Genomic DNA, 26,834 nt, shown 5'->3' on the forward strand with positions numbered 1-26,834 from the left:
GCAAAATGGCCTCACCTCGCAGCGTCACCGCGCTTGACCGGGCATAAAGCCCGCTCTGCACACGCTTCCTCGCGAGATCTTGCCAATTCTGCCGCCAAATCGGCTTCATTTATGCATCCGTACCCTAGTCATCGCCTGCCGTCCCTCTCCTGCCGAGACGACCGCAGAGCGCTGCCGATAGCGCGCGGTCATCGGCACGGGGCATGCAAGGTTCCGGGCCGCGATCTGCGGTCTCGATCCGGGCACAGGCGTTTGCCTGGAACACGCCGGTTGCCGACGCCGAGGCGGCGACCGGCATCAGAGAACGCTCCACCAACCGTGTAATGTTGTCCCCGTCGGCCTTGATGGACTCCCCCCCGTGGAGTTCTCAAGCACCTTGCCGGGCATGAAAACGGACGCGGGCCCTTCAGGCGGGACAGCCGACCGGGAGGCGGACGGGATGGTCGTCTCTTTCCAATGCAAAACGGCAAAGAAAGAAGTTTCATACCCAGGCTTGGCGGAAAACGAGGGCAATTTGTCTGTTTTGTCGACGAATGCACCTGTTAGTCTGTCAGCATTGCATTTTACGCCTTACGGCGGACCTGGATTGGCCGGACATAGCCTCGCGACAATTGCATTGAGGAGGTTGCTCAATTGGACAGTACCATTTTCATGGTTCTTATCGATGGAACCGGTCCTTACGATGATCAACAATACGCTCGCGATTTCGAGAACTCGTTCTTGCATCAGATCCACAAGAAGCTGGGCAATTCCAAGTCGGTTTACTTTGAAGGTCCCGGCACGCTCGGCATTACGACACGATCCCGCGCAAACAAAGGCTACGATTCGCTGGTCGCCCGGCGTTCGCAAAATCGCAAGTGCAGGCTCTTTATCGCTGGGTACAGCCGTGGCGGGGCTGCGGCGATGGAACTGGCAAAGATCTGCGCCTATGGGAAAATGGACGAAGATGGACAACAGAGTGTCCACGAAGTCATTCCAATTGAAGCCCTTTTCCTTCTCGATCCGGTTTCGAAAGACGTCTTTTGCCTCGGAGGCGGAGTGCCGAACAACGTTCGGACGAGCTACGTGATGTACCGGGACAAAACAATCTGGGAATACAGCCCTGTGCTGAAAACCGAAGACTTTGCATCTTGGGTCGACAAGACCCTGGCCGTCGGTTTCAACAGCACTGGTCAAAACGATCCGGATAGGTATGCGCGAAAGTTCATGAAGAACGCATCCTATACGCTCGCTGACTCGAACGGGCGCACCGACATGCGCAAGGGCGTAACCATCAGGGGGGCTTCGCACGGCGCGATAGGCGGATTGCCCTGGGTCGAACGCAGGGAAGACGAAGCTGCTGTCAATGCAGCTGGCGGGCTGCTGAACGGCTGGCTAAGTGAGCAGCGAATTGGCATCACGGTGAAGGACAACTCCTACACAGAAGCAAACAAACGCAAGTATCCAGAAGTAACGCCAGAGCTTCTCGAAGCCGATAAGCAAAGACGCCAATCAGAAGTCAATAGCATCAAGAACGACCCGCGGTATCGCGCGACCCAGGTGCGACGCCCTTATTAGTATTCGGCCCCATGAAACGGGTGTGCAAATCAGTTGAAGTCCGAATTCAAGCTCATGAATAGGCGTTCGATGAATTCAGATGAGTATTTACGGCTCGTCGATGAGCATTTGCGACGTTGCGGCCCCTTCTGAACAAAGGCGGGTTGTACTTGCTTAAGGCAGGCCAAAACCAGTTGCTTGTTCGTCGATTGGGCGCTTGCTTGAATAGAAACACACGATTTTTCATTTCAGAATTTCGAAAGGGGCTTCGATGGGGGAGCATTCGCGCAGACCGATGATGAAGGCGGGGCCAAATCGGACCGCCCAAAACAAAGTGTCGACCTACATGAACAATGCGCGGGTGGCGCGTGACCGGCTCAAAAACATGAATGCGGAGATCAACAAGGCTCAAATTGCTCAGGAAGTCGCGATCCAGGCGATTGTGTCAGCTGCGACAATGGGGGTCGCCAACACGGTAATGAGCACTGCGACACTTACCGAGTCCTGGCTGTTGAGGTCACTTTACACGGAAGCTGGCGGAGAAGCTGCCAGGCATTTCGCTGGCTTTGTCGTGCGGGCCTGTTCGGGCATCGCGTTCGGACTGACGAAGGCGATGATTGCCGACGCCCAGGCCGGTCACAAGACGACGGTTGGCGAAGTCGCCTTTCGTGTCTTCGTGATTGCCGGTTTCGCTTTTGTAGGCCGTCCCGGAGATAAAGTGAAAACCACTGTTGCTCGGCTAGCGGGGAAAAATTGGGAACTGCCCAAGGTCGGTTTGAACTTTCAGACCGGCGTTCAGACCTATGGTTTAACTTCAGCAGGCCTTAAGCAAATTCTCAAAGAGCCTGATATGAAGTTTTTATTGGATGCCATCAAAGCAAACAAACTGGCCTACGAGAAAAAAGTTCATATTGTTTGTGATCAAGAGGCGGACAAGTTCATAGACGCCGTGTTGGAGCAAGAGAACGCATTTTATGATGCCGTTCTGAAAGAAGCTTCAAAATACGACGGATACCAAGACTTGCCGTGGCTGGTCCGGCACACGCCGCGAGCAGGTCAAATGGAGGCGGCAGTTCTGGAAAAAACCCATGCCACGATTGACTTGGTCGTCAATGAAGCGATGGCGGAATACTGGCGGAGAGCAAGGGTTAGTCTGAACATACTTGAAGTCAGTGAGGCTGAAGCACTCGACTTGGCGAAGGGGGTTTGATTGCCCGGAGGCCGGGCTGGGCTTCAGATCCGTAAAACGGGTATGCAGTCTGTTCCAAGCTCTCGATCAGGAGTTTGACGATCTCAGGTTGGTTTTCTGGTTCGGCGTTGGGTGGTTATCAAAGTTGCACCCCGGTTGTCGACAGCATACGAGCATAGACGGGCTCAAAGCCCATGAAAATGCAATTGACACCAACGAAGACCGCACCGCGAATGGAGCTAACTTGTGAAGGAGGTCAATTTGGGGAGCAAGTCATGCACTGCACACGAAAATGAGAACTCTCGAATTTGTAAACAACAATACCAGACCCATAATCTGCTCTCATTATTTTAGGTTTTACTCCATACGCATTTTTCTACTTACGCCTGTGAACTAACTGACAAACGAGAAGGTAAAGATTCCATAACGCAACCAAACCACCAACAACCAATACCAATCCACTTATAGGAGACTTTAATTCTCCCGGCATATATTCGAGAGTAGCGAATCCTAATACTATAGAAACAAATGCAGAAAGAAAAGCATTAAACAAATAATACATAGCTACTGTCCAGTTTATTTACTTTTTCATATATTTTTTACTTACTATAAAATACAGAAAAATTCTCCATTGCTTTTGCTTGATACAACAGAACGCCGTGGAAGGCGCAAGTCAGTCAAATCCGAAGGACATGAAAAGGCTTCACCCCGTGGCGTCAGCGTGCTTGACGGGGCACGGAGTCCGCTTCGCACACGCATTCTGACGGGTTTCCCCGTTTCGCATGTCATTTGAGCCTCATTATGGGGCATCACCTGTTTAAAACATCAGGTTTGCTGCTTTTCTTCCCACAAGTTTGAGGTATCCATTCTTCCAATTTGATTGACGATGTCGGAGACCGACAAAACCAACTCGAACCCGGAGCCAAATTCAAACCTAACTCCAACACGATCAATTTCTTGAAAATCTATGTTTGTAAAATATTGGTTCAAATCGTTGAAAAGGCAATCGAACCTCTTCCCGTGCCGATAGGCGCTGAGGCCCGCATCTGAATAAAAAACAGCGCTGTCACCAACGACTTTGAATGCCTCATCTTCGCAATCATGCAAAAAAATCGCGCCATCATCAAAAACCACAAATGCGACGCCCCTTTCGAGTTGGTGGACAACCCAACCCGAAGGAAGTTTTTGTGTCTTGGCATTTTCTGTCAGGCCGCCAAACAAAAATTCGCGCTCATTCAGTTTCAACAAGATGTGAGGCTCCTGGTTTCGGAAGCAATCAGGAACGCGAGTTATTGTTGACCGAGCCTTTGGGGTCATGGGTCCAGACTTTTCAACATCAGAAGTCATCTTACGTAACTATCCCAAGGGGACAAAAGTGGACCTAGCAGTTGCCGCGCGGCACACCCACTACAATCATTCCTATCATTGAAGAACCTATGTGTGACTGTTGCCTGGCCTGTCCAAGGACTCTGAGCTATGCCAACTTCATAGGCTCCCTTCCTATTTGTACCGGGTCTGGTAGTGCTTGCTCGTGTGCCCGCGAGGCAAAACATCTGATCGATCCCATACCGACGGTCCCATCCCGTTCCACAAGGAACGCCCATTGTACATATTTCCAGCTCATACTCCCTAGGAACCGAGTGAGGCGGATCCTGCCATTCATTGCTGACATCATGATCAGCACCAGGGTATGGACCAAGTCCTTCGAACGGCATGTCAGGCCCGTAAGTTTGCTCACCTCTCGGGTCGTAACGGCGGTGCCAGTTGTCGTGAAGACCGCTTTCAAGCTGGTACCGCTGCCCCGGACAGCGGCTGTCCGTATCGGGCCCGCCCATGGTCTGTTGCAGCGTGCCAAAGGCTAAGGTTTTGATCCGCCTAGGTACCCCTGCTTAGTCTATCAAAGCGATAACAAACCTTTTTCCGTTTCTTTCTTCAATGGAGACCTTCTCTCCAGGCCTAAACTCCCAACTTTCACCGTTCGAAGCGCAAAAGTACTTATCGGATAGAACGAGCGCTGTACCGTTGTGCAAAAGTTGAACACAACAAGGTCGCCACACATCGATGCCTTCGTCCAGTAGTCTCATGTATGCCTGCACTTTTTTAGTCATAAAGGTATCCTGTACCGCCGACATGAAAGATTTCACCCGTGGCATTGTCCTTAATCACTGAATTGCCTGTGGTGGGGTGCACATATCTCGTAGCCGGACCGTTTTTGCCAGTCGCTGGTATGCCTTCCGTAATCAGCGCTTCCCTTACCATTTTCTCAGTCCAGCCGCGCTTCTTCATCTGTGTTGCGACTTTCGAAGAGTATGATAGGTCACCGCTATACTGCGGTAGATTGCTATCAGTGTCGTTGCCACCCATATTATCGCTTGGCAACACCGGAGGCCCAGGAGGAGTAGGTGGCTTGCCATCGCCATCATTTTCGTTTCCGTCATTTTTGTTTAAGGGTGGTCCACCGTTGTGGCCGATGCCTGGTTTGTTATCGTTGGTATTGGGCAAACCTGGCGGGATCAAACAGAGATCGGGGTTCCGATCCAACCAATGTTTGTAGATGAGGAGGCCGGCAATAATGGCGCCGCCATAAGCCAGGGCACTTCCGACGCCCTGCGCGAACTCTCCCTTCGGATCGAGCAACTGCGTCGGATTGTTCCGTGCATAGGCGTACCGGCTGGGGCCGTCGATGAGGCCGAGGGGGTCGGGCTGGGTGTAGCGGCCCAGCGTCGGGTCGTAGTGGCGGTGCCAGTTGTAGTGAAGACCGCTTTCAAGCTGATACCACTGGCCGGGGAAGCGATTGTCCGTATCGATCACCCCCATGGTCTGCTGCAGCGTGCCGAACGGCGTATAGGCGGCGAACCAGTGTATGTAAGCATGAGAGACCGGAGGGCGGATCGCCGCCGTCATCATCACCGGCCGTTCCAGGTGATCCCCGTGGACCAGATAGGCTGCCGGCGACGCCGTATCGACGCCGGCAACCACGGCCAGCGGCGTTGCGGCACCAGTTGCCTGCGGTGCGCTCTTCGTGCCCCGGTGCTCGATCCAGACATATTCGCGCACCGTGTTGCCGTTTCCGTCGGTCTCGGCAATCAGATTGCCATTCAGATCATGAATGTAGTGCGCCGTGCCCGAAGGCGTGATGTTCTGTTTCGTCCGGCTGACCAGTTGGCCAAGGGCGTTGTAGGTGTAGGTGCCCGTCGTAACCCCACCGAGCGTCACGCTTTGCAGCCGGCCCGCGTGGTTGTAGCTGTAGCCGGTGGTGCCCGCGCTGCCGGCATCCGTCAGCATGTTGCCGGCCCCGTCATAGGTGAAGGAGCGCGCTGTCATGCCGTTGACATTGACCGTCTGCAGCCGGTTGGAGTTCAGCTCCCGGAACAGCTCCTCGGTGGTGGTGCTGCCATCGCTGACAAGAGTGCGCGACGTCCGGTTGCCCACGCCGTCGTACCCGTATTGGCGGCTGCCATGGACCCCGTCCGCGCTTTGCAGCCGATTGAGGGCGTCGTAGGTGTAGGTTTCGCTGTACCGGTTGCTCAGGTTGTCATCGATCCGGGTGAGGTTCAGCGTGTCTTCGTAGGAATAGACGCGATCGAACAGGTTGTAGCCGTCGATCGGCTCCAACAGTTCCATGGCGCTGAGATCGTAGTTGGTGGTGAAGGACTTGTTGAGCGTCAGGCCGTTGCCGTAGACAATGCGGCTGATCTCACCAAAGGGGTTCCAGGCAACAGATGCGGCAAGCACCAGTTCCTCGCTCGTTGTCGAGGCCCGGGTTGCAACAGCCGAGACAAGACCTTCCATTTCCCGTTCATACGCGACGACACGGCCCGAAGGATAAGTGAGCGTGAGAATGTTGCCGTGTGTGTCATACGTATAGGCGACCGTGTGGCTATGGCCGGCGATGGTGCGGGTTTCAGAGATGACACGGCCGAGCAGATCGTACACATAACCGGTCGCACCGCCCTCGTCCGTCCACCCGGTCAGACGGCCGACGCCTTTGTTGTCAAACGCCGTGCTGTCATAAGTCAGCGTGACGTTCTCGTCCGGCGAGCCGGGATAGGAGACGGCCGTCAGACGGCCTGCGACATCATAGGAATAGGTTTTGACGACACCGCGGCCATCTGTCCTTCGGGTGATGAGGCCACGATTGTCCCGGTGATAGACGACGGCACCGGCGTCCGGGCTGTTTTCCTCGATGACTTCACCAAAACCGTTGTGCAGGAAGGTGGTCACGACACCGTTCTGGTCATCATAGAGTGCGAGATTGTCGTCTCCGTCGTAGGCCCTTTGGATGCCACCGTTATCGGGATCGGTTTCCGCAATCAGCCGTCCGAGCGAGTCGTAGGCATATCTCCAGGACCTGTCACGCGGATCGGTGATCGACGTGGTTTCACCGAGCCTGTTGTAGGCGTGGCGCCAGATGCGCGGACCCGCGCCGACCGATGTCAGCAAACGGCCGAGTTCGTCGTAGGTCCGGTTCTCGGCAAATACAATCCGGCTGTCAGCCGCCTTGATCGTGCGGCCGGTGATGTTGCCCATCAGGTCGTGAGCGAACTCGATCCGCTCACCCAGACCATTTTCAACCGATGTCAAGCGCCTGGCCTCATCGTAGGTGTATCTGAGGAGACTGCCGTCGAAGCGCGTGATCTGCGTTACCTGTCCGATCGCGTCGTAGGCGATCTCTGTCCGGGCCGCGAGACCGAACGGGTCCAGCGTGACGTCCGAAAGACGCCCGAGCCGGTCATAGGCCAGATCGGTCCTGAGGCCGTTTGCATCCTCGATCGAGGTCGGTTGGCCGCGCCCGTTGACAGAGAGAACCTTGGTCTGGTGCCCCAGCTCGTCTGTGACAGAACTCAAGTCGAAGTTGCCGTCATAGGCGAAAGTCACCGTATCGCTCGTGCCGTCCAGCGGACCGTCAACGGAGGCCAGCCGTCCTTCAGGTGTATAGCTGTAGCTCCAGCTGCGGCTCTCCCCACTGGTCGCATAAGGTTGCGTGTGACTGGTGGTGTCCGTCCGCGTGGTCTCCGTCAGAAGACCGTAGGCATCGTAGGTGTAGTCCGTCTGCAGGTTGGGTGTCCTGATCTGCAGGGCACCGTTGTGGCCGGCCGCCCAGGCGATTTCAGTGACATGTTCATCCGCCGTGCCGAAAGCGCGGGTGATTTTCGTCGGGCGGCCCCGGTCATCGCGCTCATACTTCGTGATGCGCCCCTCTTCATCCGTCGTCTCGACAAATGTACTCGGCGCTGCGGCATCGTAACCAAAAAGGCGTTCGGACGCGGCACAGTTTGCGCTGGCTTCCCCCTCGATCTCCTCGATCCTGAAGATGCCGACGTCCCTGAAGTTGTAAGAGGCTGTCTTGCCAAGCGCATTGGTGACGGTGGTTCTGTAGAGATCATTGCCCGTCTCGGCATAGGAAAAGGTTGTGCGCTCAGCGCTGCCAGCGTGCTCGGAAACCGTCACGCGCCCGTTTTCATCATACGTGAAGGTTGCGTAGCGGACACTGTCATGACCGGTAATGCCGGTGAGAGCGTGCCGCAGGCGCGTGTCTTCGTAGTGATAGGTCGTGCTGTCGAGCACCATGTCGTCAGCCGCCTTGCGTTCCACTTTCAGCAGCTTGTCGGCGACATCCCGGTAGGGGTCATCGGGATTGAACTGACCGTAACTGTAGTGCAGCGATGTTCCGTCGGGCAGGTCGATGCGTTCAATCGCCTTTGGCGTTGAATAGCTCTGGCCGGGTACTGTGACCTCTTTCCAGGTAAAGCGGAGTTCCCTGCCAAAGGAATCGGTAACCGAACTCAGGATGCGCGCACTTTCGGTCTGATAGGAAAAAGTCTGCGTATATCCGCTCGGCTTGCGGATCTGGGTGACACGCCCTTCGGTGTAGGTGGAAGAACCGCTCAGTTTGAAAAGTTCGAATGTGACCCGGGTGTTGTCAGGCATGGTCAGATGAAAGGTGCCTCCGTCGAACCTGACCGGGTGATTCACCGGTTCGTCAAGTTCGACCGTATAGAGTTCCGAATGCGTGCCGCGCGATGTCACGGTGCCGATGCTTGAATTCAGCTGATAGAAATAGGTCGAACCGTTCGGGTCCGTGATCTGAAACCACGGGAAAAACCTGAAACCCTGGCGCAGCTGAAGCTGCCAGCCGAAGCTGGACCGCCAGCCGATGCCAAGTGTCTCATAAACAATTGAAACACCTGTCCGGTCCAGACCGTAGTCGCTACGGTAATGACGTCCGACCTGAAGCAGACCGTCCGCAGTGGAAAAATCCGTGGCCGTTTCAACCTTCGTTCCGGTCGAAACGAGTACGGGATTGGCTTCCTGAAGCACCGGTTTATCCGGCGTGCAGGTCCGCGGCTCCTCGGCATATTCCATGCACACGCCAGGCTCAACGATCGTGTAGCCGGTGGCGTAGTCATTTTCTTCCGTATCATAGCAGCGCGGCAGGATGGTCGTTGGAATGATCGTGCCCGCTCCCGGACAGCCTTCCTGCGCCGTGCACCAATCGCATTGCCAGTATTCACCTACACGGAAGACGATGACCTCCCCCGCACCCGGTGCGAAGCTTTGTTTCTGGAGCTCGCAAGTCGCCTGAGGCGAAAACGCCAAGCCAGGGTCTCCCGGAAAAGTGCCCGTTATGTAGGCTATGGTAACTTCCGCAATTGCCGATGACGGCATGTGCAAAACAACCAGGATTGATAACGCCCGAACCAGTCCCAGAAAAAAACGCATCCCCTGCCCCTATTTCGCAAGGGACCAGCCCCGCGCATGACGCGACTGATCCCAATAGATCCCCGTTCGCGCACTTCCCCAAAAAGGCGCGTTTGCCTGCGAAACCAGTCGCAGGCATGTCTCAGCGTTGGAATGGAAACCCCCTCTGATACACCTAAAGGTGCATTACAGGATTTCAGCAACCCATGCAGGATAATTGCTAAAAATTACGAGTGATATGCAAATTGCGCAACTTATAGGATGTACGCCGAGAAACTCAGCTTCACCTCAAAACCCGGAACAACTGGTGACGCAGACCACGCTCGGGCGTGTCGCCCAGGACGCTTAGGCCACCGAGTTGCTCCCGGAATTCCTGCGTGACATCGTTCGCCTCCCTGAAATCACGGACGACATGCGGTGTGATCAGGATCAGGAGTTCCGTTCGCTGTTCCGTGTCTTGCTTGTTCTTGAACAAATTGCCGACAATCGGGACATCGCCGAGGACGGGCACGTGAGATCTGACCAGTTCATCCTTCTTCTGTATCAGCCCGCCAAGCGCCAGACTGTCGCCGTCGTTTACGACAACCGTTGTCGTCACCTTGCGCTGCCGGATCGTGGGGGAATCGATGCCGGAGGTCGTTGTTGCGACCACGTCGCTGACCTCCTGGGTGATATCGAGGATCACACGGCCGCTGTCGTTGACACGCGGCGTCACGGTCAGAATGATCCCTGTGTCCTTGAGTTCGATAGAATTGACCACCGTTCCGGTGGCGGTGGTGTCAACCGCGGATTCCGTTGCGATCGGAACCTGATCGCCGATCTGCAAGACGGCCTGGCGATTGTCGAGAACCATGAGATTCGGAGACGAGATAATGTTGACATCCGTAATGCTCGACAGTGCGTTCAACGCAATCTGAGTCTCGCCGGCGGAAAACAGGAGCGAGAAACCCGGGTTGGTCGCCCCGACCGCTCCGGTCGCCACGTCGGACAGTTTGAAGGAGAAGTTGCCGGATTCGAAGAACCAGCGAAGTCCGAACTTCAACTCGTCCGTCAAAGTGACCTCGGCGATCGTGGCTTCCAGCAGGACCTGGTTCGGAAGAGAATCCAGCTGCCGGATCATCGGCAGAATGGTTTCGTATTCCGCCTGGGTCGCATAAAGCAGGACCGCGTTGTTCGAGGTATCGGCAATCACGCGTATTCCGTCCGTGCTGAAAGCAGTCTGGGAGCCGGATACGGCCGGTTGGCTGCGCGCCCGTTCGGTAGAAGCGGCTTCGAAACTGGATTCAAACCTGTTCGTTGCCGTCGCCGGCGAGGTTACGGTTGCAGTTGTCGGGGTGGCGCTGCCGTCTCCGTCCTCTTCCTCTTCGCCGCCGGTTAGAACCGCCTGGAGAATCTCCGCAAGATCCTCAGCTTCCCGGTTCTGCACGGAATAGACAAACAGCCTCGGGCTAGCGCCGGCGGCTGCCCTGTCAAAGCGCTCAACCCAAAGCCTTGCATCCTCAAGGTAGTGGGGCCGGGTCGAAATCACCAGGATCGATGCCAGCCGGTTGTTGGGAACGAACTTGACAACGCCCGCAAGCGCGCCGCCTTCCTGCGTTGAAAAGACGGCCTGCAGTTCTTTTGCGATGGTTTCGGCGTCCGCATTCTTGACTGGGATCAGTGCAAATGACTGCCCTCTCATGACATCGACATCGAACAGGTTGATTGCGTCCAGTGCCGCGCCAATCTCGCGCGGATTGCCTGTAATGAAAATGAGATTCTGCCTTTTGTTGACGTGAAGAATTTTGTCCTCGCCAACAAGTGGCTTGAGCAATTCGGCGATCTCCGCCGCCGCGACGAAATCCAATGGCACGATTTTGATGGAACGACCGATTTCAGAACCGCGCGCACCCCATCTTGTCTGCAATTTCGGGGAAACGCCCTCCAGCTTTCCAAGCGGTTCGATATAGACCACCTCGCCGCGCTCAACCAGGCCAGCATCATTGAAAGCCAGGATGGTGTTGAAAGCTTCCAGGAGCGCGCCCACAGCGATTGAATTTGTCGTCTGAAGCGTAACGGTGCCTGACACATCCGGCGAGATGACAAAAGTCCGCCCGAGAATCTCGCCAATGATCGCCTGCGACGCCGCCTCGACGGACGCATCCCTGAGATTGAGGTCAACCCGATCATCCGTAGCGTATCTGTAGGACTTTCCCGAGCCTTGCGAAAGCCGTTGCCCCTGTACCAGCGTTTCCGTTTGTGTCCGGGCAGATCCCGCATCAGGTACGGTGCCATTGACGAGGAAGGATTTGTTGAAACCGCTTGGAGACCCCGCACCGAACCGGTCATTGGATCCCAGATCGTATTCGCCAGCCTGATGGGAGTTCGCGCAAGCTGCGATGAAGAGACATGCAAGTGAGGCTTTGAGGAAACCGGATGTACGCGCTGATGCCAAAAGATTTGGCACCAGGAAACTCAATTCCTGGAGCAATAAAACACCAAACCGCTCGTCATCACATCCTGCATAGTGCTTTAATGAATATTGCCGGAAATATCAATGCTTGCCCGTCTGTTCGCTTCCGCCAATCAATGACTTAGCTTTTGCGCGACCGATGGGAAAGCCCGTCAACGCGTGCACCAGGTTTCCGGCAGGTCTTCTGTCGCGATGGTCTCGGCCGCCGGAAGGAACGTTGACCTTTGCCGATAGGTTCTGATCTCGTACACTTTCGTGAATTCGCCCGCACCCGTAGTCTCCAAGATGAGCAATGCTTCGCTCAGAACCTGCGTGCGGTCCCGAAGGTCGGTTACAACGCTGATCCTGAAAGTCCGGTTTGATGGACTTGCGCCGAAATAAGAAACGCTGCCGATACCGTTACCGTCCAAGACCGATATCAGAAAAGGCGGCGTCACATCTCGCGCAAGCCTGAAGCTGCTGCCATGAACCGTGCTGTAAGAGGCCGCATTCCCGGCGTCCTCTTCGCCAAAGCCGGATGCAAGGAACACATCCCGAGCGGTCAGAAACGCACCCGAACCTGCATTTTGGCGAATGTCAGCAAGCCTTGAGTTCGAAACACTTGCCTTCGTTGCCCCGCGAACAAGCGTGGAAAGCAATTGGTCCGACGCAAAGCGAAGATCTACGAGGCCGGCAACGTCCGTGATGCTCAATACGCTCACAAAGTCCCGGGACAGGCCGCATGTCATGGGCGTCCCATCGAACCTGATCCTGGTTTCGTCCAGCATCGACAACGTTATGTTGCCGAGGATAACCGCCTTGCCAAGCTCCATCGCGGACGCGGCCGCAAAATCCGCCTGGGCATTACCCCTATTGGCACTCGCCCGCTTGATTTTACCAGAGACCAGGGCATTCATACCAACTATGAGTGAAGACAAAAATAAAATTATTCCCAAAGTTGCTATTAATGTATATCCTGATCTTTGCATCTATCTTACCAAATCTGCATGTCAAATTATACTTATTTCATTCTCGCGATCTCTGTAATACAGTTTTTATATACGCTCTCTTTTTTCGATTTAGATTTTTCCGCATTTTCAATTCTCCTTTTTATTTCTCTTTCTTATGCGTCCTACTATGATCTTGAGCACTTGGAGATACCCGATCTCGTCAGCATCGGCCTCTTCCCGGTCGGTGCATTCTGGGTACTGAGTGTTTCGCCCGAAATCCTCGTTCACAGGCTCATGGAGGGGATAGCTGCACTCCTTTTCTTCTTTATTTTCTCTAGAATTTTTCGTGGTTTATGGAAGAAGGAAGGGCTCGGATTTGGCGACATAAAGCTGATTGCATCCGCAACCGTCTGGATCGGCCTCGCCCATGTTCCCGTAATGATTTTCGTCGCCTCGTGCTCCGCACTCATTGCAAATTTTTACAATCCTGCTAGAAAAGGTGCAAAAAATCCAGACACACGCATACCTTTTGCTCCTCATCTGTCTGCGGCGATCTGGTTTGTCTGGTTCCTGGCAGCTCTGAATGTGCATGGCCTGGAAGTCGAGAGGTTTTGGTGATGGCGCAAAAAACTGTTTTCACTCGCACTTCTGCGCCTGGGCCCAGGTCCGGGTACAGCCTCATAGAAATGCTCGTTGCACTGGCGATCCTGGCTCTGATCGCCGGCATAGCAGGACCAAAAGCCATCTCGTTTCTGAGCCGTTCGAAAATGAAAACCGCAGAACTCCAGATCCAGGAACTCGGAACAGCGCTTGAACTTTACTATCTCGATATCGGCAGATATCCCTCAGAGGTGGATGGTCTCAAGGCGCTTGTGTCCGCTCCTTCTTCCGAAAACCTCTGGAACGGTCCCTACCTTGAAAACACGTCGTCGCTTATCGACCCGTGGGACCGGCCCTATCTGTACCGCTCCCCCGGACTGGAGAGTGAATTTGACATTTATTCGCTTGGCCGCGACGGCGCTAAAGGCGGCTCTGGCGAAGATAGGGATGTTGAAAGGCTTTAGTTCATCCTCGCGCAACCGGGAGCAAGATGCCCTGCGTTCTGCCAAGTTCACACACCCGATCTGCCAGGATCGGCCTATGTCATACCCTCATAAATCAGGCCGCAAGGTAGGGAAGAATTTGTTCGCAGACGCGGCGCGAAGCTGCAGGAAATCGGCCGGTTTTCAATGCTTCGCAACTAAGTATCCGGGCAAATTCACCCTATCCTGAAGGGACGCAGAAAAGGCTCCGATCTGCTGTGTCAAAACGCTCAGCCAGGCAGGAAGCCCGCTTCTCGCGCTTTTCCTGGCATCTCATCGCCGTTAGCTGCGCCATTGCGCGCCAGTTTATGAGGGTGTGACCTAGGGTACGGACCCATAAATGAAGTCAATTTGGTTTGGATTTTTTGACCAACTGCGAGAAGCGAAAGCGCAGGAATTGTGGTTCATTTTCAAGCCTTTCGCGACGAGGCAGATGGTCAAGAAATCCAAATCCAGAGGACGGCAAAATGGCCTCACCTCGCAGCGTCACCGCGCTTGACCGGGCATAAAGCCCGCTCTGCACACGCTTCCTCCCGAGATTTTGCCATTTCTGCCGCCAAATCGGCTTCATTTATGGGTCTGTACCCTAGGGCAGAAAGACGACAAGCTCATCAGGCCCGAGCTTACCCGTATCTGGAAACGTGAACTTGACCAGTCTCGGTACCGGATCGCTTGCGTCCCACGTTTCGAACCAGCTGCCTGCCGTGTCTGTCTGCTTGCGTCCGAAATAGGACAGGACTGCGCCGTCGAGATGCCTCAGGTGAACTGTGTGCCCTTCCCCGTTTCTTGTCGACTGAACCGTTATCCCGTCGGCAGTGAGCTGGACCACGACCGGGCCCGATGTGTTAATTCCCGAGCCCGTTGGCAGCAGTCCGCTGAAGGTCAATTGGGCGCGTGTTCCTGAAACCCCGCCACCGGCAGCGCCGGCCAGCGAAATCCGGCGCATGATGGTCCGGCGGAGACTGGTCCTTTCAGCGTCGGAAAGCGTTGTTTCCGGAACACTCGAAGCCACGCCCCAGATTTGTTTTCCAGCTGAAAGCGCTGAAACGGCTGCCATTGATATCATCGACATGATCAGGAGCGAGACCAGCAATTCCGCCAGGCTGAAGCCGGATCGCGCGCTGAGTGCCGCCATCACGCGCCATCTCCGGAGATGATCTTGCGGAATGTGAGGGAGGAACCGGTGTCAGGTTCAAGAACATTTATTGACGCCAGGTACAGCCTCGTAGCTTCGATCGGCACGGCGCCCGCCCTGACCGGAAGTTTTGCAAGTTGCACTTCGAGCAGATATCTGCCCTTCAGATTCTTCCGGTAGTCCCGTGCGTCGATCTCCCCTGCTTCAATCAGAGCGAACTCGGAACGAATGACCTGCACCACCGCATTGGACCAGCTGGATGCATCCTGCCCCTTGACGCCCGTCAGAAAAGACTTGTGAACCACGATAATGAACAGGCTGAACACCGTGAACGCGACCAGTGTTTCCACCAGTGTGAAACCGGCCCTGCTCTGACTAGTAAATCGCATCGTTCAAACTCATGATCGTGTCGACAATGACGAGAACAAACGTGCCGACGAATCCGCCCACCAGCAGCGTCAGCACCGGGGGCAGGAGCTTTACGGCGGTTTCGACCTGCTTTTCCAGGATGGCTCGCTGTACATCTGCAATCTGGCCAAGCGCTGCCGGCAAGGCCCTGGTTTCGCCACCTGCCCTTGCAAGCGCATTGAATGTCTTTGGAAACCGGTCATAGCCCGCGAACGCCTGGTCCAGCGATTGACCTTCCTTCAAGGCCGGTGCGGCCGACCGGATCGCGTTGGAGAAATAGACTGTCCTGGCAACCTTTTCAGCGATTGTCAGTGCTCTGACCAGATCCACATGGTTGGCAAGCATCAGACCGAGACTGGAGCTGAAGCGGACAGTCTCCGAGCCGGCAAGCATTTTTCCTATGAAAGGAAGCCGAAACCAGAGTCCTTCCAGAAATCCGCGCGTGGCGTCATTTCGAAGAATCAACGCCAGAAGCGCCGCGACCGTTCCGAGTGAAGCCAGAACCCACAAAGCATTGTTGCCCAGATAAGTCGCTGTGCCGTTCATGAACGCAATAACTCCGGGGACCCCGCCATCGCTCTGCTCCAGCAGGGGCATGAGCGCCGGGACCATGTAAAGTGCGATGAAGGCGAGCATGCCGAGACTGGCTGCAATCAGCACCAGCGGGTAGGCAAGTGCACCCTTTATCTTGCGTTTCAGTTCCTCGTCCCTCTCGAGCTGGTCGGCAACACGCTCCAGAACCGTGCCAAGTGTTGCCGTGGTTTCTCCCGCCGAAATCATGCTGATGATGTAAGGCGAAGCGAAGCCGTCCGCCTCGGCCATCGCGGCCGAAATGCTGCGCCCTTCGGCCACCTTTCGACTCATTGCATGCAGAAGTTTCCGGCCGCTTCTGGAAGGTTCGGCGTCCGCCGTCAGTTCCAGCGCATCCGGCACCGGCACCTTTCGCGAGACCAGAATCGCAAGCATCCGCATCGTGCGGACAATCAGCATCGGGTCGTGGAAAAACGGTTTCCTGCCCGACGCGGATGTTTCTGCCGAAGAGGATTTGGCCTGCTTCTCCTGAAGATCAATCGGAGTCAGTCCCATGCCCTGCAGTGCCGAGAAAGCGGTCTCCCTTGAAAGCGCTTCCACTTCACCTGATCGGCGCTTGCCATCGTTGCTGTATGCTGCATACCTGTAATGCTTCACGCCAGCCCCTTGGTGTTAAGACGGTTCCACATTGCCAAGAATCTCTTCAACGGACGTGATCCCGTCCGCAATCAGCTGCAATCCATGCTCGAACTGGGTTTGAAACCCTTCCGCACGCGTTGCTTCACGAATTTCATGCCAGCTCTTGCCGTCGGAAATCTGCTGCCGGATGTCCCGCGAGAGCACCAGCAGCTCACTCACCAGCGTGCGCCCCTTGTAGCCGGTTCCGTTGCACTCCCGGCATCCCGCTGCAAGCTTGTGCGGGATCGCCCCCCAGTGCGCCAACTCGCCGTCACGGCCATGAGGAACAAAGGGCGCATCACTGTCTCTGCAGCATACCGGGCAGAGCCTTCGAACCAACCGCTGAGACATGATCGCGTTGATGTGTGCGCCGAGCAGGTATCTCGGCACCCCCATATCCGCCAGACGGTTGACCGAGGAAATGGCCCCGTCCGTGTGAAGGGTTGAAAACACCTGGTGGCCGGTCATGGATGCGCGCAGCGCCATCTGCGCCGTTTCCGTGTCACGGATCTCACCGATCATGATGGTGTTCGGGTTGTGGCGCATTGTCGTGCGCAGAACGTTTGCGAAGTCGAGTCCCAGTTCCTGATGCACCTGCACCTGCATGACACCGCTCAGGCGGTATTCGACCGGGTCCTCCACCGAAATGATCTTCTTTTCCTTCCGGTCCAGCTTGCCGAGCGCCGTGTACAATGTCGTGGTCTTGCCGCTGCCCGTCGGTCCGGTCACCAGGAACAGGCCGACCGGACGCCGGATGATTTCGTCCAGCGTCGCCTGCGTTTCGTGATCGAATCCGAGCGCATCCCATGTCAGCGTGGCCGCGTCCTGCACCAGCAGGCGAATGACCACGCTCTCGCCGTCCACCGTCGGCAGCGTTGAAAGACGCAGGTCAATCTTCTGTCCACCGGTTACAACGGAAGACCGGCCATCCTGCGGCAGGCGGTGTTCCGTGATGTCCATGCCACCGATGATCTTGAGGCGCGAGATCACGGCAGTGCGCATCGAGGGATCGAAGAAACGCGCGTCGACCAGCAGTCCGTCGATACGAAAGCGTGCGGACAACCCCTCGCCGCGCGGTTCGAGGTGGATGTCCGATACGCGCCGCTCAAAAGCTTCCGTGAACATCGCGTTCACCTGCTGAACCACAGGTCCCTCGTTGGCAAGCGCCGTCAGTTGAGCGGCATCGGAGGAAAAAAAGGCGCTGGCATCTGCCCGGGCACCTGCAGCCTCTCCTTGAGCGCCGCTTTCAAGGATGGCAGCCAGCAGGCCATCAATCTGCCTCGGCGCGGCACAGACCGGCACAATTTCGGCATTCAACAGATACCGGATGGTCCGGAATGTTCCGTTGTCCAGCGGATTGGCGGTCGCAACCCTGAGCCCGTGCTCTCCCTGGCCGAGCGGCACAGCCCCGGCATTTTTCAGAAATTGCGGGGTCAGGAGATCGACCAGGTCCGCATCTGCGCCCTCATCGCTGTCGAGAATGTCGATGTCGAGCCAAGCCGACCAGAAGTCGAGCAGCTTTTCCTGTGAAAGCAATCCGAGTTCGGTCAGCGCGACGTGAAACGGCGTACCCGTGCGCTCATGCGCGGACCAAGCCCGCTCCAGCGAGTGATCGTCCAGAAGCTCCCGTTCCCGCAATGCGTCATGCATGGAACGGCTGTCCTTCGTGGCGAATAAGGTGCCAGAAACCAAAACCAACTCTCGCGTGCGTTTTTTGATTTTGCTATTGTTAATTCATACAAGTCTGATTGCAATGGGATATGTCGAATTGCTGGACCGTTTGCGATACGCCCCGATCACTCAGGACCTCCTGCCCATCGGCTCCTGGTGGCTGGGTGAGCTGCGGCAACTTTGGAGGGATATCTGCTCCCGGTTTCCGCAAAAATCGAGGAACGATCTCCGTGTGACTTACGTTTCCGGCAGCGAGGGGCAACAGTCGGAAACCATCGACCCAGGCGTTGTCAGCGACAATGCCGCGAGTTGGTCGGCGCTGAAGGTTAGCGCAAAGGACGACAGTCGCCGCACCGATGAAGTCATTGTCTGTTTTCCCGACGATCTGTGCCTTGTCCGAACCGGGATCTATCCTGACGTGGCACCGGCAGAACTCGACAACATCATCAGCCTGGAGATCGGCACGACCACACCCTTCTCTGCGACCAATGCCGCCTGGACCTGGCGGCGGCGAGATGACGGCAAGACGGATGTCGTGATCGTCAAACGTGAAACCCTCGACCTTGTGCGATCGCATGCTGAGGCTGCCGGTCTTGTCTTGAAAGAATTCCGACCGGAAGCAGACGGCCAGGCAGCGCCCCCCTTTGAAGTCTACGAAACGCCGACGACCAGGCGCGAACGGTTTTGGCAAAAGATCAACACCGTGCTGGTGCTGGCCCTCACGACTTTGATCATAACGTTCTATGGCGTCAGCTATGTCCAAAAATCGCAAGTGCTTGCCGAACTGAAAGCCTCGATTGCCGAGAAGACGAATGAAGCCCGCACACTGCGCGCGGCACTGAATGCCAAGCAGAAGGAGGCGGACGCTGCGCGCGCGCTGAACGCGCTCAAGAATGACCGGGCGTCCGTTGTGGAAAGCTGGGCGCGGATTACCCGGCTGCTTCCATCCAATGCCTGGGCATCCGAACTGACGTTGGACAAAAGTGGGGGAACGATCGTTGGTTTTACCGGCAATGCCGCGTCCCTTATCGAACTCCTTGAAAGAGACCAGGCGCTCAGGAACGTAACCTTCAAGACAGCGGTTCGCATAGACCCGCACAGCAAGGCGGAACGCTTCGACATCCGCTTTGCCCATGAATATCCGGCGCAGTTTCCGGCCCCCGGAAAGACAAAACCATGAACTTTCTTTCCTCCCTCTCCCGGCGCGATGCCCGGCTTCTGGCAATCGCCTTCCTGCTGCTCCTGATCTGGGTCTTCCATGCTCTGATCGCTGCCCCCCTGCTGGCCGCTCACGCCACACTCAGTTCCGAGATAGACTCGTCTCGTAGACAACTCGGCCGGCTGGACGCCGTGATTGGCCGCGTCCATCAAGGGCAATCCGCCGGACAAGGTGATCAGTTGCAAAGCACGTGGCAGGGCACCAGTCCGCAAGTGATCGCGGCCAATGCGCAGAAGAAGGTGCAAAGCCTCGCACAATCGGCCGGAATCACCCTCGTCAGCATTTCCCAGACCCGGTCAAGTTATGACCAGACGTTTCGGACTGCGGGGCTTGCGATCGAAGGTCACGGAGAAATCGCGGCGTTCGTGGATCTGTTCACGGCGCTGGAACGCAACCGCCCTCTGCTCTTTGTCGACAAGCTGATCCTGCGCCGCTTCCTCCCGCCGGGCAACACGCAGAAAGGCAGCAGACTGCCACTCTCGGCAAGGTTCGAGATTCACGCTCCGCACCAGATAGAGCCTGCGCAATGACCAGGCTGCCTCCCTTGTCGACACTGTTCCTGACCGGCACGCTTGGCCTCGCGGCTATCGCGGCGGCCTTCCACCTGACATCCCTGGACACCGGCGGCATTCAAGCCACGACATCGCAGGCATCTGCTGCTGCAACACCACCTTCAGCCCCAACGGTCTGGCCGGGGCCACGCCCGGAAACCAGGCGCGATATTCTGATCGCGCCGCTTTTTGCTCAGGACCGCAAATTGCCCCAACCGTTCAGCCCAGGGGTGTCACCGGAGATTGCCGGTCCGGCGCCACTGAAAAAATCCAGGCCCAACGCCGTATCAGCGGCACCGGCACCCACTGCTTCCGCGCCCGTTTCTCCCGCGCCGGAACCGGCAAGAACGCCTGTGAGGCCGCAAAAGCCGCCCCCCGTCCCACCAAACCTGCCTGACTTAAGGCTTGTCGGGACTTTCGTTGCCAATGATCAGGGCATAGCGCGCGCACTGCTCATCGATCTGAGCGGCGGTCCGGATGAAGTCTGGGTGGATGAAGGGGAAAAACTGGCGGACTGGGTGCTGACCATCGTCAGCCCGCATGCGGTTCGGCTGGAAGCAGGTGAAGAAAGCCTGACACTTGAGATATGGGAGGAAGAGGCCGGACAATAGTTTGGCGATATTACAAACGAAGCACGTCCGGATGTGTCTTCTGCCTACAAGCGCGGAAAACAAATACCATGTCGCTCCAACATTCCCATGTTTGGGACAACGTGTTCCTGATCCTAGTCTCGTCTGCTCACGTTTTCTGTTATGTTTTCAATCGTTGGCAGATCTCGTCCGTCAAAAATTGACGAACTGATAAGTGCTTTTGCCTCGATAAGGGAATCTGCAGTTACCCCGCATCCATAGCTGATGCCCATCGGATAGGGGCAGCCTTCGTCAGTGAACTCGAACCAATAGGCTTTCATTTGACTTAAATCCCTGGAAACACCTCAATGCCGACATTCACACGTAGTGCTGCACAGCGCTCCATGTCGCGCCACGAAAGCGTGTTTCCGACCGCCAGTGATCTTCTTCAGGCGCTTGCCGTCCGGGCTGTTCTTTCCCACATCGAACGTAAAGAACTAACAAAAGAGAACACGAGAAACCTCATGACAAAGGGGCAAACGCTTGTTCAGCTTCCGGCGTTCGGAAAGAGGTCCTTGTAGTCGATGAAAAAACGGTAGAGCGTTAAGTTGGCGTTTGAGATACGTTCGAACGCCATGGCTCTTTGATCGCGGTCCGGGACGTGCCAAAGCGCCGCATGAGAACCAAGGTCCAATATCTCCCCAGGCAGTTCCGGTTTCTGATCCGGGTCAAAGTACCGGGACCGTTTGCTTAGCTTGTTTTCATTGTCCCTGCTGAGTTGTGGAAAGTCAGCTGAGTTGAACAGAAGCTTTAACGTGAACAACTGTTCTTCACACACGAAGTTGTAAGGATAGACGTTCCGGAAAAGGCCGTATTTGCACATAAGCTCGGTGGGACGCGCCAGCCTGCTGTACCAGAAGAGCTCTCTTTCATATCTGTCATAATCGGCTTGAGGAATGTCGGGAAATCCATCCTTTGAATACATGGCATTCCCGGAATAGGAGGCCAAAAAGCGCCATGCGATGTTCAAAACGGTAAACCCGGATGTACTGGGAGACGCCTTGTAGATCAGACGTCCCAAACGCTGGAATTGCAGCAACGCAACGTTAGAGTTTGAATCAAAAAGATGGGATCGAAGTCTTATTATGAGATGTTGGTCGGAAAGATGTTCTTTTTCTTTCCATTCAAATGACAGCGACAGTTCACTGTCCGCGCCCTTCTTGCGCTCCAGGCCCTCAACAGGTTTGCTGTCAAATGAATAGCACTCAGCATTTTTGATCTCAGTCTCATCGGTCGCTTTTTCGCCGACAAACTTCTTGATCGCCTCACCGCCAGAAATCTCACGCGTATCGAAAATGCCGATCATCAGTGTCGAGATTTCACGATCCATTTCCGCGAAGACGGCTTCTGTCAACGTAAGCATGACTTCCGGGACAATCGGATTGGAGGTCACAAAATGAAGCAGGACCGGTTCGTTTTTCAGCCACATGGGAATGCCTTTGAATCACATGCGATGCATGAAATTGCTGTGCGCACAGCGGCATTCGGCCTCAAGATGCGAGCCACTTGCTCCACCGGCAGCAGAAAATGAAGATCAATGGCATCTGGAAAACGCGGTGCCATTCAGATCAGACGTCCTCCTTCAATTCATAGTCTCTCAGAAAACAGAAATTCGGGGTTTGATACTTTTCAAAGACTTTCTTTACTCTTTCTGAGACGATTACTTGCGAGAGCGGATTGGCGTTCCGAACGAGCTGGTGCCCTTCTAGACAATCTGGACGAAACGCAAGACTATCAAAAAACAAAATCAATTTGTGTGGAACAATCCACTTCCTCACCTCAGATTTTTCGAGATTAACACAGGGGATTACATTTATTGGATGTAGAGCCCACCGCTCTATTGAATTCTCCTTGTTGAGACGGATTTCCACGGGGGCGAATTCGATGTCGTCTTCAGCTACAGAAAGCAAGTCATCGCGCAATTCCTTACTGACTATCGGAACATCTACGCTGTCTGGCAATAGGTGAAAATCTTTTATTTTGTTTTTGTTCCGGCCTCTAACACTGAATTCTAACTTACCAACAGATTTAGTGAACTTTCCATTCCGTCTAAACTTTAAGATATTTTCACTGCTGGTTTCGTTCGCCCTTTCCAACCAAACACCAAGGTCTTCTAGAGCGAAGGGTGGCATAGACAAAACCCAGGCTTTCGGTGATTGTTCGGTTCCCATTTTTTCCTCGTATGTTCAGTCAAATTCACCCGGCTGGATCGGTTCACGCCCATCCCCTGAATTGTCTTTTCCACCGCCCTGCTCCGGTTGTGCTTTGGGCGTTTGCGCCGGTCTTTCTATGCCGTTTTTCCTGTCTATTTCTTCGGCGCGGTTAAGTGATTTAGTACTCTTGCGGAGTTTTTGGCGGGACTCCGAAACGAGTTCCCGGACAGCTGCTCGAGCTTCATGCTTATTTATTTGCCCAGCGTCATAGAGTGCCTTTATATCTTCTATTTTGGCTCGAATTTCCTTAGTATAATCTGCGTGCCGCCCACGATGAACGGCCCTTCTGGGATGGCCAGAAGCATGTTTTGGCAGCGCTATTGCGTTACCAGCCCCTTCAATATCAAAGCCTATATCCTTGAAGAATTGTCTATGTCCAACACTCCTCGGAATCACATGATGAACCTGAAATCCGGTGCCGCGGAATTTCATTCTCATCTTCTGGATACCAGTAAGGCTTTTGGAGGCCACGTCCACGCCTGCACGGCTCAATCCGATGGCACCCGGTACCAAGGGTGTCGCCGCTAAAAACAGGTCCCCGACAACTCCCGCTGCATCGACGGTGGCTGTCCCATAGTTTCCTGCCAGAAAGTTGTTGACCGCGCTTGCAGCCCCTAACCCAATAGAAACAATTTCGATTCCGATTTCGACGTAATTGCCGCTGGGGTCTTTCAGGACGATCGGATTGTTCAAGCCGTAGGCGTAGCGGTTGGTGCCGACCAAAGCCATGTCCGCCGGGAACCAGTCCGGCGATATGAACCTTGCCAGAACCGGATCGTAATACCGTGCGTTGAGGTAGGTGAGACCCGTCTCCGGGTCGTCGCGTTCGCCGATCCAGCCCTTGCTTTCGCGCGGGGTGCCGAGCGGCGGGATCTGGACGTCCGAGCGCTCGCCATAGGGGCGGAAAAAATTCTCCGAGATGACCGCGCCCGTGGCATCCGACATCAGCTTGACGGAGCTGAGGTGATCCCGGTGCATCCAGTTGATCTCAGTGCCCGCCTTGCGCACATCGGCATGAGGGTGCTTGATATGCGTGCCCGCCGGGGTGATCTCCTCGTCAGCACCGAGATAAAGCGTCGTCTGGCCGCCGGTAGTCTTCTTCAGGCGCTTACCGTCCGGCGCGTAAACAAAGCTGGTCGTCTGGCCGTTAAAGGTGACGGAGACCGGACGATCCTCACCGTCATAGGTGATCGTGCGGCCACCGCCGGAAACAAGGTTGCCCTTGACGTCGTAGCTGTAAGAAAAGCTTCCCGCCGCGGTGACGGCATGGGGCTGCGGATTGCTCGGGTCCGGATAGGTGTATGCCCCAACCGAGGAATTGAACGTGATGTTGTCCGCCGCATCATACGCAAAGCTTTGCGACAGGAGACCGTCATCAAGGTTGGTGGCCGAGACCAGCCGGTCCACCGTGTCGTAGCCATACTGCCAGTTGCCGTTGGTCCGGTTGGAGACAACCTCGGTGATCAGGCCCTTGTCACTCCGGGTGTAGCTCTCCTCAAAGAGGCCCGTCTGCCCGCCAGAGGCGCTGATCGACATCAGCCACCGCCGGTTCGGATCGTAGGTCCTCGCTTCGACAATGCCGTTGCCGTAGGTGGTGACGACCGGATCGGAGCCGGCATTATAGGAGATATGCGTGATCAGGCCCGGAATGCTCTGCAGGCGACCTGCCCCGTCATACTGGTACGTGCCAGTGGCGGAGGGGACTGCATCAGTGTCGGCGAAGCTGCGGCGCAGAAGCTGGCCATTCGGTGCATGGGTAAAGGTGTGGGCGTAGGTCTGGCCGTCGACCTCCCACCGCTGTGAGACGACATTGCCGCTTTCATCATGGTCGTAGCGGATTGTCGCCGAAGCATTGCTGAGCGAGGTGAGCCGGCCGACATTGAACGCCCCTGCCCTGTCTTCGTCATAGGTATAGCTGGTGACATCGGCAGCAGCTGCCGCCACGGGTTGCAGCAACAGCACCACGTACATGAAGGCGAGACACTTACGGAGAAAACCGGTGGCACAAAACGGACCGTTCATAATCAGCTCGCTTGTTCAGAAAAAAGGAAGGGGAAGCAACCCGGCGCACGCTGCGCGCGCGCCTTGGCCATGTGGGAAGACGGCGTCAGTACCGCTCGTTCCCTCTCCATAAATCGTATGCTCGTTCAATGATCAGGACAGTGCCTGTTTGCCCGTCAGAAGTCTCGTAGATGAGCGGGATCGTAATTCCGCCGGTGCTATAGAACGTGGGCCAGCGATATTCGCTCGAATAGGCGGGGCTGGTCAGCAAACGCCCGGTTTCAAATAGTGAGACATCTGCTGATGGCGCATTTATCCAGATGACGCCGTCGGAGATTCGCAGATAGATTTCAAGATCAGGGTTTGCGCTTTGCACGGAGACAATGGAGAGGTTTTCCCATGTGTCCGGAAAGTGCATCTGGAGCAAGTCATCGATCGTGATGGAGTACAGCGATTTGCCCGGCGAGTAATAGTAAGAGACGCTTTCTATGAAGTCGCGACGGTATCCCAGCCACTGAGCCGGGTCCGCCTGTACTTCGAATTCGACGGTCGCGGTGGTCTCCGTCACGCCATCCGTAATCGTGTAGGTAAAAGAGGCGAGCCAACTGACATAGTCCTGACCTTCCGGCCGGGAGCGCTCTTCAAGGGGCGCCAGCACTGGAATGAACACGATATTGCCCGTATCTGCGGAAACGGACACGGTGCCGTTAACGGCCTCCTGAATAGATACCAAGGTGTTGCTTCCGTTGGCATCGATGTCGTTGGCCATCAGTTCTGCTTGCGTGAACTCTATGTTGTCTGCGGCCGCACGCATGAGTCCCAAATCCGGGATCGCAAGGCTGGTCAGGTTTACATAGTCCCAGCGCACCTCGACCGCGACCGAGGCCGTTGTCACAAACTCTCCATCCGTGATCGTGTAGGTGAACGACGCTGGCCAGTACTTGTAACTCTGGTCAGCCGACAGCTGGTTGTCTGGGGAAAAATAGGGAGTGAAGGCAATGGTGGTCCCATCTTCGGAGAGCCGCGCATGGCCGTTCACCCCTCCCTGGACAGAGTGAATTGAAATTGCGTCGCCGTTCGGATCACCGTCATTCGCCAGGAGGTCGGCCACGGGAACGATCCCGGGCGTGCCGATGTAAAACACGTAGCCTCCATCGTCCACCACCGACGGACGCTGCGGGACGGATGCACATGTGGCGAACTGCAAGGCGCCCTTGTCGACCGTTTTGCTGACGATGCGGTCCAGTTCGTCGTAGGTATAGGTGATCTGCGCCCCGTCATCGGCGATCTGCACGGTCAGCCTGTTGCCCGCGTCATAGGCCATTTGCCGGCAACCGAGACCCGGATCAATCAGCGCCACCTTGTTTCCATGGCCATCAAATTCATACGCCCAATGGGCATCAAGAGGATCGAAAATGCGCTCAAGACGGTTCAGCACATCGTACTGGAAAGTGGTTCGGATCCTCGTGCCGTCATCGAAGCGGTCGCGGTGAATTTCGTTGCCGAACTCGTCAAAATGGGTGAGGAAAATGTTGCCGGTTTCGTCTGTGACTTCAACAGCGGAAAAGACATCACCGGGAAGATAACGCGTTGTGACAGTCTTCCCGTCCGGATGTGTCACCTGAGTCTGGCGGTCCATGCTGTCATGGCGATACTCGGTGAAACGAGCACTCTCACCATCAAAATAGGGCTGGCTCCGGCGGAGTACCTGACCGCGGGCATCAAACTCAGTCTCAACCCGCACTGTTTCCGCGTTGCCCGTGAGGACTGAAGATGTCAGCTGCGCAAATGCGCAGAGTGCCAGAAAAACTGCTGACGTTACCAGACGGAGCGAAAAGAAACCTGAACTGTGGCTATTGTTGAAAGACATGTGCAAGACATCCCTGACTAAGACGAGAAGATAGAGAC

At 55.6% G+C, this 26,834-nt stretch carries 21 protein-coding genes; 7 read left to right on the forward strand and 14 right to left on the reverse strand.

The annotated features are described in order from the left end of the window. Window positions 1–124: 124 nt before the first annotated feature. The gene (locus RBB49_RS12410) at window positions 125–298 is read right to left on the reverse strand and encodes a hypothetical protein (protein WP_306143122.1); all 174 of its coding nucleotides are present in this window, start codon (window positions 296–298) and stop codon (window positions 125–127) included. A gap of 335 nt (window positions 299–633) precedes the next feature. Here RBB49_RS12410 and RBB49_RS12415 point away from each other — a divergent pair, with 335 nt between their 5' ends. Further along, a complete protein-coding gene (locus tag RBB49_RS12415; RefSeq protein ID WP_306143123.1) occupies window positions 634–1,557 on the forward strand; it encodes a hypothetical protein in 924 nt (307 codons plus the stop codon). A 250-nt stretch (window positions 1,558–1,807) separates the two neighbouring features. After that, the gene (locus RBB49_RS12420) at window positions 1,808–2,746 is read left to right on the forward strand and encodes a hypothetical protein (RefSeq protein ID WP_306143124.1); all 939 of its coding nucleotides are present in this window, start codon (window positions 1,808–1,810) and stop codon (window positions 2,744–2,746) included. An 804-nt stretch (window positions 2,747–3,550) separates the two neighbouring features. Here the strand turns inward: RBB49_RS12420 and RBB49_RS12425 are convergent. The 4 genes from RBB49_RS12425 to RBB49_RS12440 form a co-directional block, all read right to left on the reverse strand. Beyond that, window positions 3,551–3,973: a hypothetical protein gene (locus RBB49_RS12425; protein ID WP_306143125.1), complete on the reverse strand. Its 423-nt coding sequence runs from the start codon at window positions 3,971–3,973 to the stop codon at window positions 3,551–3,553. Between the two features lie 852 nt (window positions 3,974–4,825). Then, window positions 4,826–9,325, reverse strand: a complete 4,500-nt coding sequence (locus RBB49_RS12430; RefSeq protein ID WP_306143126.1) for an RHS repeat-associated core domain-containing protein — start codon at window positions 9,323–9,325, stop codon at window positions 4,826–4,828. 385 nt (window positions 9,326–9,710) lie between these two features. Beyond that, window positions 9,711–11,873 carry a type II secretion system secretin GspD gene (gene gspD / locus RBB49_RS12435; protein ID WP_306143127.1) on the reverse strand — a complete coding sequence of 721 codons (2,163 nt, stop codon included), beginning with the start codon at window positions 11,871–11,873 and terminating at the stop codon, window positions 9,711–9,713. Between the two features lie 158 nt (window positions 11,874–12,031). Beyond that, window positions 12,032–12,796 carry a hypothetical protein gene (locus RBB49_RS12440; protein WP_306143128.1) on the reverse strand — a complete coding sequence of 255 codons (765 nt, stop codon included), beginning with the start codon at window positions 12,794–12,796 and terminating at the stop codon, window positions 12,032–12,034. 69 nt (window positions 12,797–12,865) lie between these two features. Between RBB49_RS12440 and RBB49_RS12445 the strand changes: the two genes are divergently transcribed. Together RBB49_RS12445 and gspG are read left to right on the forward strand one after the other, a co-directional pair. Beyond that, window positions 12,866–13,426 (forward strand): A24 family peptidase, encoded by a 561-nt coding sequence (locus tag RBB49_RS12445; RefSeq protein ID WP_306143129.1) that lies wholly within the window; start codon window positions 12,866–12,868, stop codon window positions 13,424–13,426. Further along, entirely contained in the window at window positions 13,426–13,872 is a 447-nt protein-coding gene (gene gspG / locus RBB49_RS12450; protein ID WP_306143130.1) for a type II secretion system major pseudopilin GspG, read from the forward strand. Before RBB49_RS12445 ends, gspG begins: the two co-directional genes overlap by 1 nt. Before the next feature lie 364 nt (window positions 13,873–14,236). Here the strand turns inward: gspG and RBB49_RS12455 are convergent, their stop codons facing one another. From RBB49_RS12455 to RBB49_RS12475, 5 genes are read right to left on the reverse strand one after another with little or no spacing between them, the layout of a single operon-like run. Beyond that, complete coding sequence (locus RBB49_RS12455) at window positions 14,237–14,461, reverse strand: hypothetical protein (RefSeq protein ID WP_306143131.1); 225 nt, start codon at window positions 14,459–14,461, stop codon at window positions 14,237–14,239. A gap of 15 nt (window positions 14,462–14,476) precedes the next feature. Continuing rightward, complete coding sequence (locus tag RBB49_RS12460; RefSeq protein WP_306143132.1) at window positions 14,477–15,025, reverse strand: type II secretion system protein J; 549 nt, start codon at window positions 15,023–15,025, stop codon at window positions 14,477–14,479. Next, window positions 15,025–15,414 (reverse strand): type II secretion system protein J, encoded by a 390-nt coding sequence (locus RBB49_RS12465; RefSeq protein ID WP_306143133.1) that lies wholly within the window; start codon window positions 15,412–15,414, stop codon window positions 15,025–15,027. Before RBB49_RS12465 ends, RBB49_RS12460 begins: the two co-directional genes overlap by 1 nt. Next, window positions 15,401–16,621: a type II secretion system F family protein gene (locus tag RBB49_RS12470; protein WP_306143134.1), complete on the reverse strand. Its 1,221-nt coding sequence runs from the start codon at window positions 16,619–16,621 to the stop codon at window positions 15,401–15,403. The genes RBB49_RS12465 and RBB49_RS12470 overlap by 14 nt, the downstream gene beginning before the upstream one ends. Before the next feature lie 15 nt (window positions 16,622–16,636). Beyond that, complete coding sequence (locus tag RBB49_RS12475; protein ID WP_306143135.1) at window positions 16,637–18,292, reverse strand: GspE/PulE family protein; 1,656 nt, start codon at window positions 18,290–18,292, stop codon at window positions 16,637–16,639. Between the two features lie 253 nt (window positions 18,293–18,545). Here RBB49_RS12475 and RBB49_RS12480 point away from each other — a divergent pair, with 253 nt between their 5' ends. From RBB49_RS12480 to RBB49_RS12490, 3 genes are read left to right on the forward strand one after another with little or no spacing between them, the layout of a single operon-like run. After that, on the forward strand, window positions 18,546–19,493 hold the full coding sequence (locus RBB49_RS12480; RefSeq protein WP_306143136.1) for a PilN domain-containing protein: 948 nt from the start codon (window positions 18,546–18,548) through the stop codon (window positions 19,491–19,493). Next, on the forward strand, window positions 19,490–20,062 hold the full coding sequence (gene gspM / locus RBB49_RS12485; protein ID WP_306143137.1) for a type II secretion system protein GspM: 573 nt from the start codon (window positions 19,490–19,492) through the stop codon (window positions 20,060–20,062). The genes RBB49_RS12480 and gspM overlap by 4 nt, the downstream gene beginning before the upstream one ends. Then, entirely contained in the window at window positions 20,059–20,694 is a 636-nt protein-coding gene (locus RBB49_RS12490) for a hypothetical protein (protein WP_306143139.1), read from the forward strand. The genes gspM and RBB49_RS12490 overlap by 4 nt, the downstream gene beginning before the upstream one ends. A 505-nt stretch (window positions 20,695–21,199) precedes the next feature. On the opposite strand, the gene RBB49_RS12495 is transcribed toward RBB49_RS12490, so the two are convergent. From RBB49_RS12495 to RBB49_RS12510, 4 genes are all read right to left on the reverse strand, one after another. Further along, the gene (locus RBB49_RS12495; protein ID WP_306143140.1) at window positions 21,200–22,141 is read right to left on the reverse strand and encodes a hypothetical protein; all 942 of its coding nucleotides are present in this window, start codon (window positions 22,139–22,141) and stop codon (window positions 21,200–21,202) included. 139 nt (window positions 22,142–22,280) lie between these two features. After that, window positions 22,281–22,883, reverse strand: coding sequence for a DUF1629 domain-containing protein (locus tag RBB49_RS12500; RefSeq protein ID WP_306143141.1), 603 nt, complete (start codon window positions 22,881–22,883; stop codon window positions 22,281–22,283). A 15-nt stretch (window positions 22,884–22,898) separates the two neighbouring features. After that, the gene (locus RBB49_RS12505) at window positions 22,899–24,947 is read right to left on the reverse strand and encodes an RHS repeat-associated core domain-containing protein (RefSeq protein ID WP_306143142.1); all 2,049 of its coding nucleotides are present in this window, start codon (window positions 24,945–24,947) and stop codon (window positions 22,899–22,901) included. A gap of 85 nt (window positions 24,948–25,032) precedes the next feature. Further along, window positions 25,033–26,796 (reverse strand): Ig-like domain-containing protein, encoded by a 1,764-nt coding sequence (locus tag RBB49_RS12510; protein ID WP_306143143.1) that lies wholly within the window; start codon window positions 26,794–26,796, stop codon window positions 25,033–25,035. Between the last annotated feature and the right edge of the window lie 38 nt (window positions 26,797–26,834).

Origin of the sequence: Roseibium sp. MMSF_3412 (assembly GCF_030733265.1) — a bacterium.
GTDB lineage: Bacteria > Pseudomonadota > Alphaproteobacteria > Rhizobiales > Stappiaceae > Roseibium.

Bases quoted from the DNA above. Each gene is read 5' to 3' on its own strand.
- RBB49_RS12475 (WP_306143135.1), bottom strand. From the start codon at position 18,292: ATGCATGACGCATTGCGGGAACGGGAGCTTCTGGACGATCACTCGCTG.
- gspM (WP_306143137.1), top strand. From the start codon at position 19,490: ATGAACTTTCTTTCCTCCCTCTCCCGGCGCGATGCCCGGCTTCTGGCA.
- RBB49_RS12445 (WP_306143129.1), top strand. From the start codon at position 12,866: ATGTCAAATTATACTTATTTCATTCTCGCGATCTCTGTAATACAGTTT.
- RBB49_RS12420 (WP_306143124.1), top strand. From the start codon at position 1,808: ATGGGGGAGCATTCGCGCAGACCGATGATGAAGGCGGGGCCAAATCGG.
- RBB49_RS12465 (WP_306143133.1), bottom strand. From the start codon at position 15,414: ATGCGATTTACTAGTCAGAGCAGGGCCGGTTTCACACTGGTGGAAACA.
- RBB49_RS12455 (WP_306143131.1), bottom strand. From the start codon at position 14,461: ATGAAGCCGATTTGGCGGCAGAAATGGCAAAATCTCGGGAGGAAGCGT.
- RBB49_RS12490 (WP_306143139.1), top strand. From the start codon at position 20,059: ATGACCAGGCTGCCTCCCTTGTCGACACTGTTCCTGACCGGCACGCTT.
- RBB49_RS12410 (WP_306143122.1), bottom strand. From the start codon at position 298: ATGCCGGTCGCCGCCTCGGCGTCGGCAACCGGCGTGTTCCAGGCAAAC.
- RBB49_RS12460 (WP_306143132.1), bottom strand. From the start codon at position 15,025: ATGGCGGCACTCAGCGCGCGATCCGGCTTCAGCCTGGCGGAATTGCTG.
- RBB49_RS12510 (WP_306143143.1), bottom strand. From the start codon at position 26,796: ATGTCTTTCAACAATAGCCACAGTTCAGGTTTCTTTTCGCTCCGTCTG.
- gspG (WP_306143130.1), top strand. From the start codon at position 13,426: ATGGCGCAAAAAACTGTTTTCACTCGCACTTCTGCGCCTGGGCCCAGG.
- RBB49_RS12505 (WP_306143142.1), bottom strand. From the start codon at position 24,947: ATGAACGGTCCGTTTTGTGCCACCGGTTTTCTCCGTAAGTGTCTCGCC.
- RBB49_RS12500 (WP_306143141.1), bottom strand. From the start codon at position 22,883: ATGGGAACCGAACAATCACCGAAAGCCTGGGTTTTGTCTATGCCACCC.
- RBB49_RS12495 (WP_306143140.1), bottom strand. From the start codon at position 22,141: ATGTGGCTGAAAAACGAACCGGTCCTGCTTCATTTTGTGACCTCCAAT.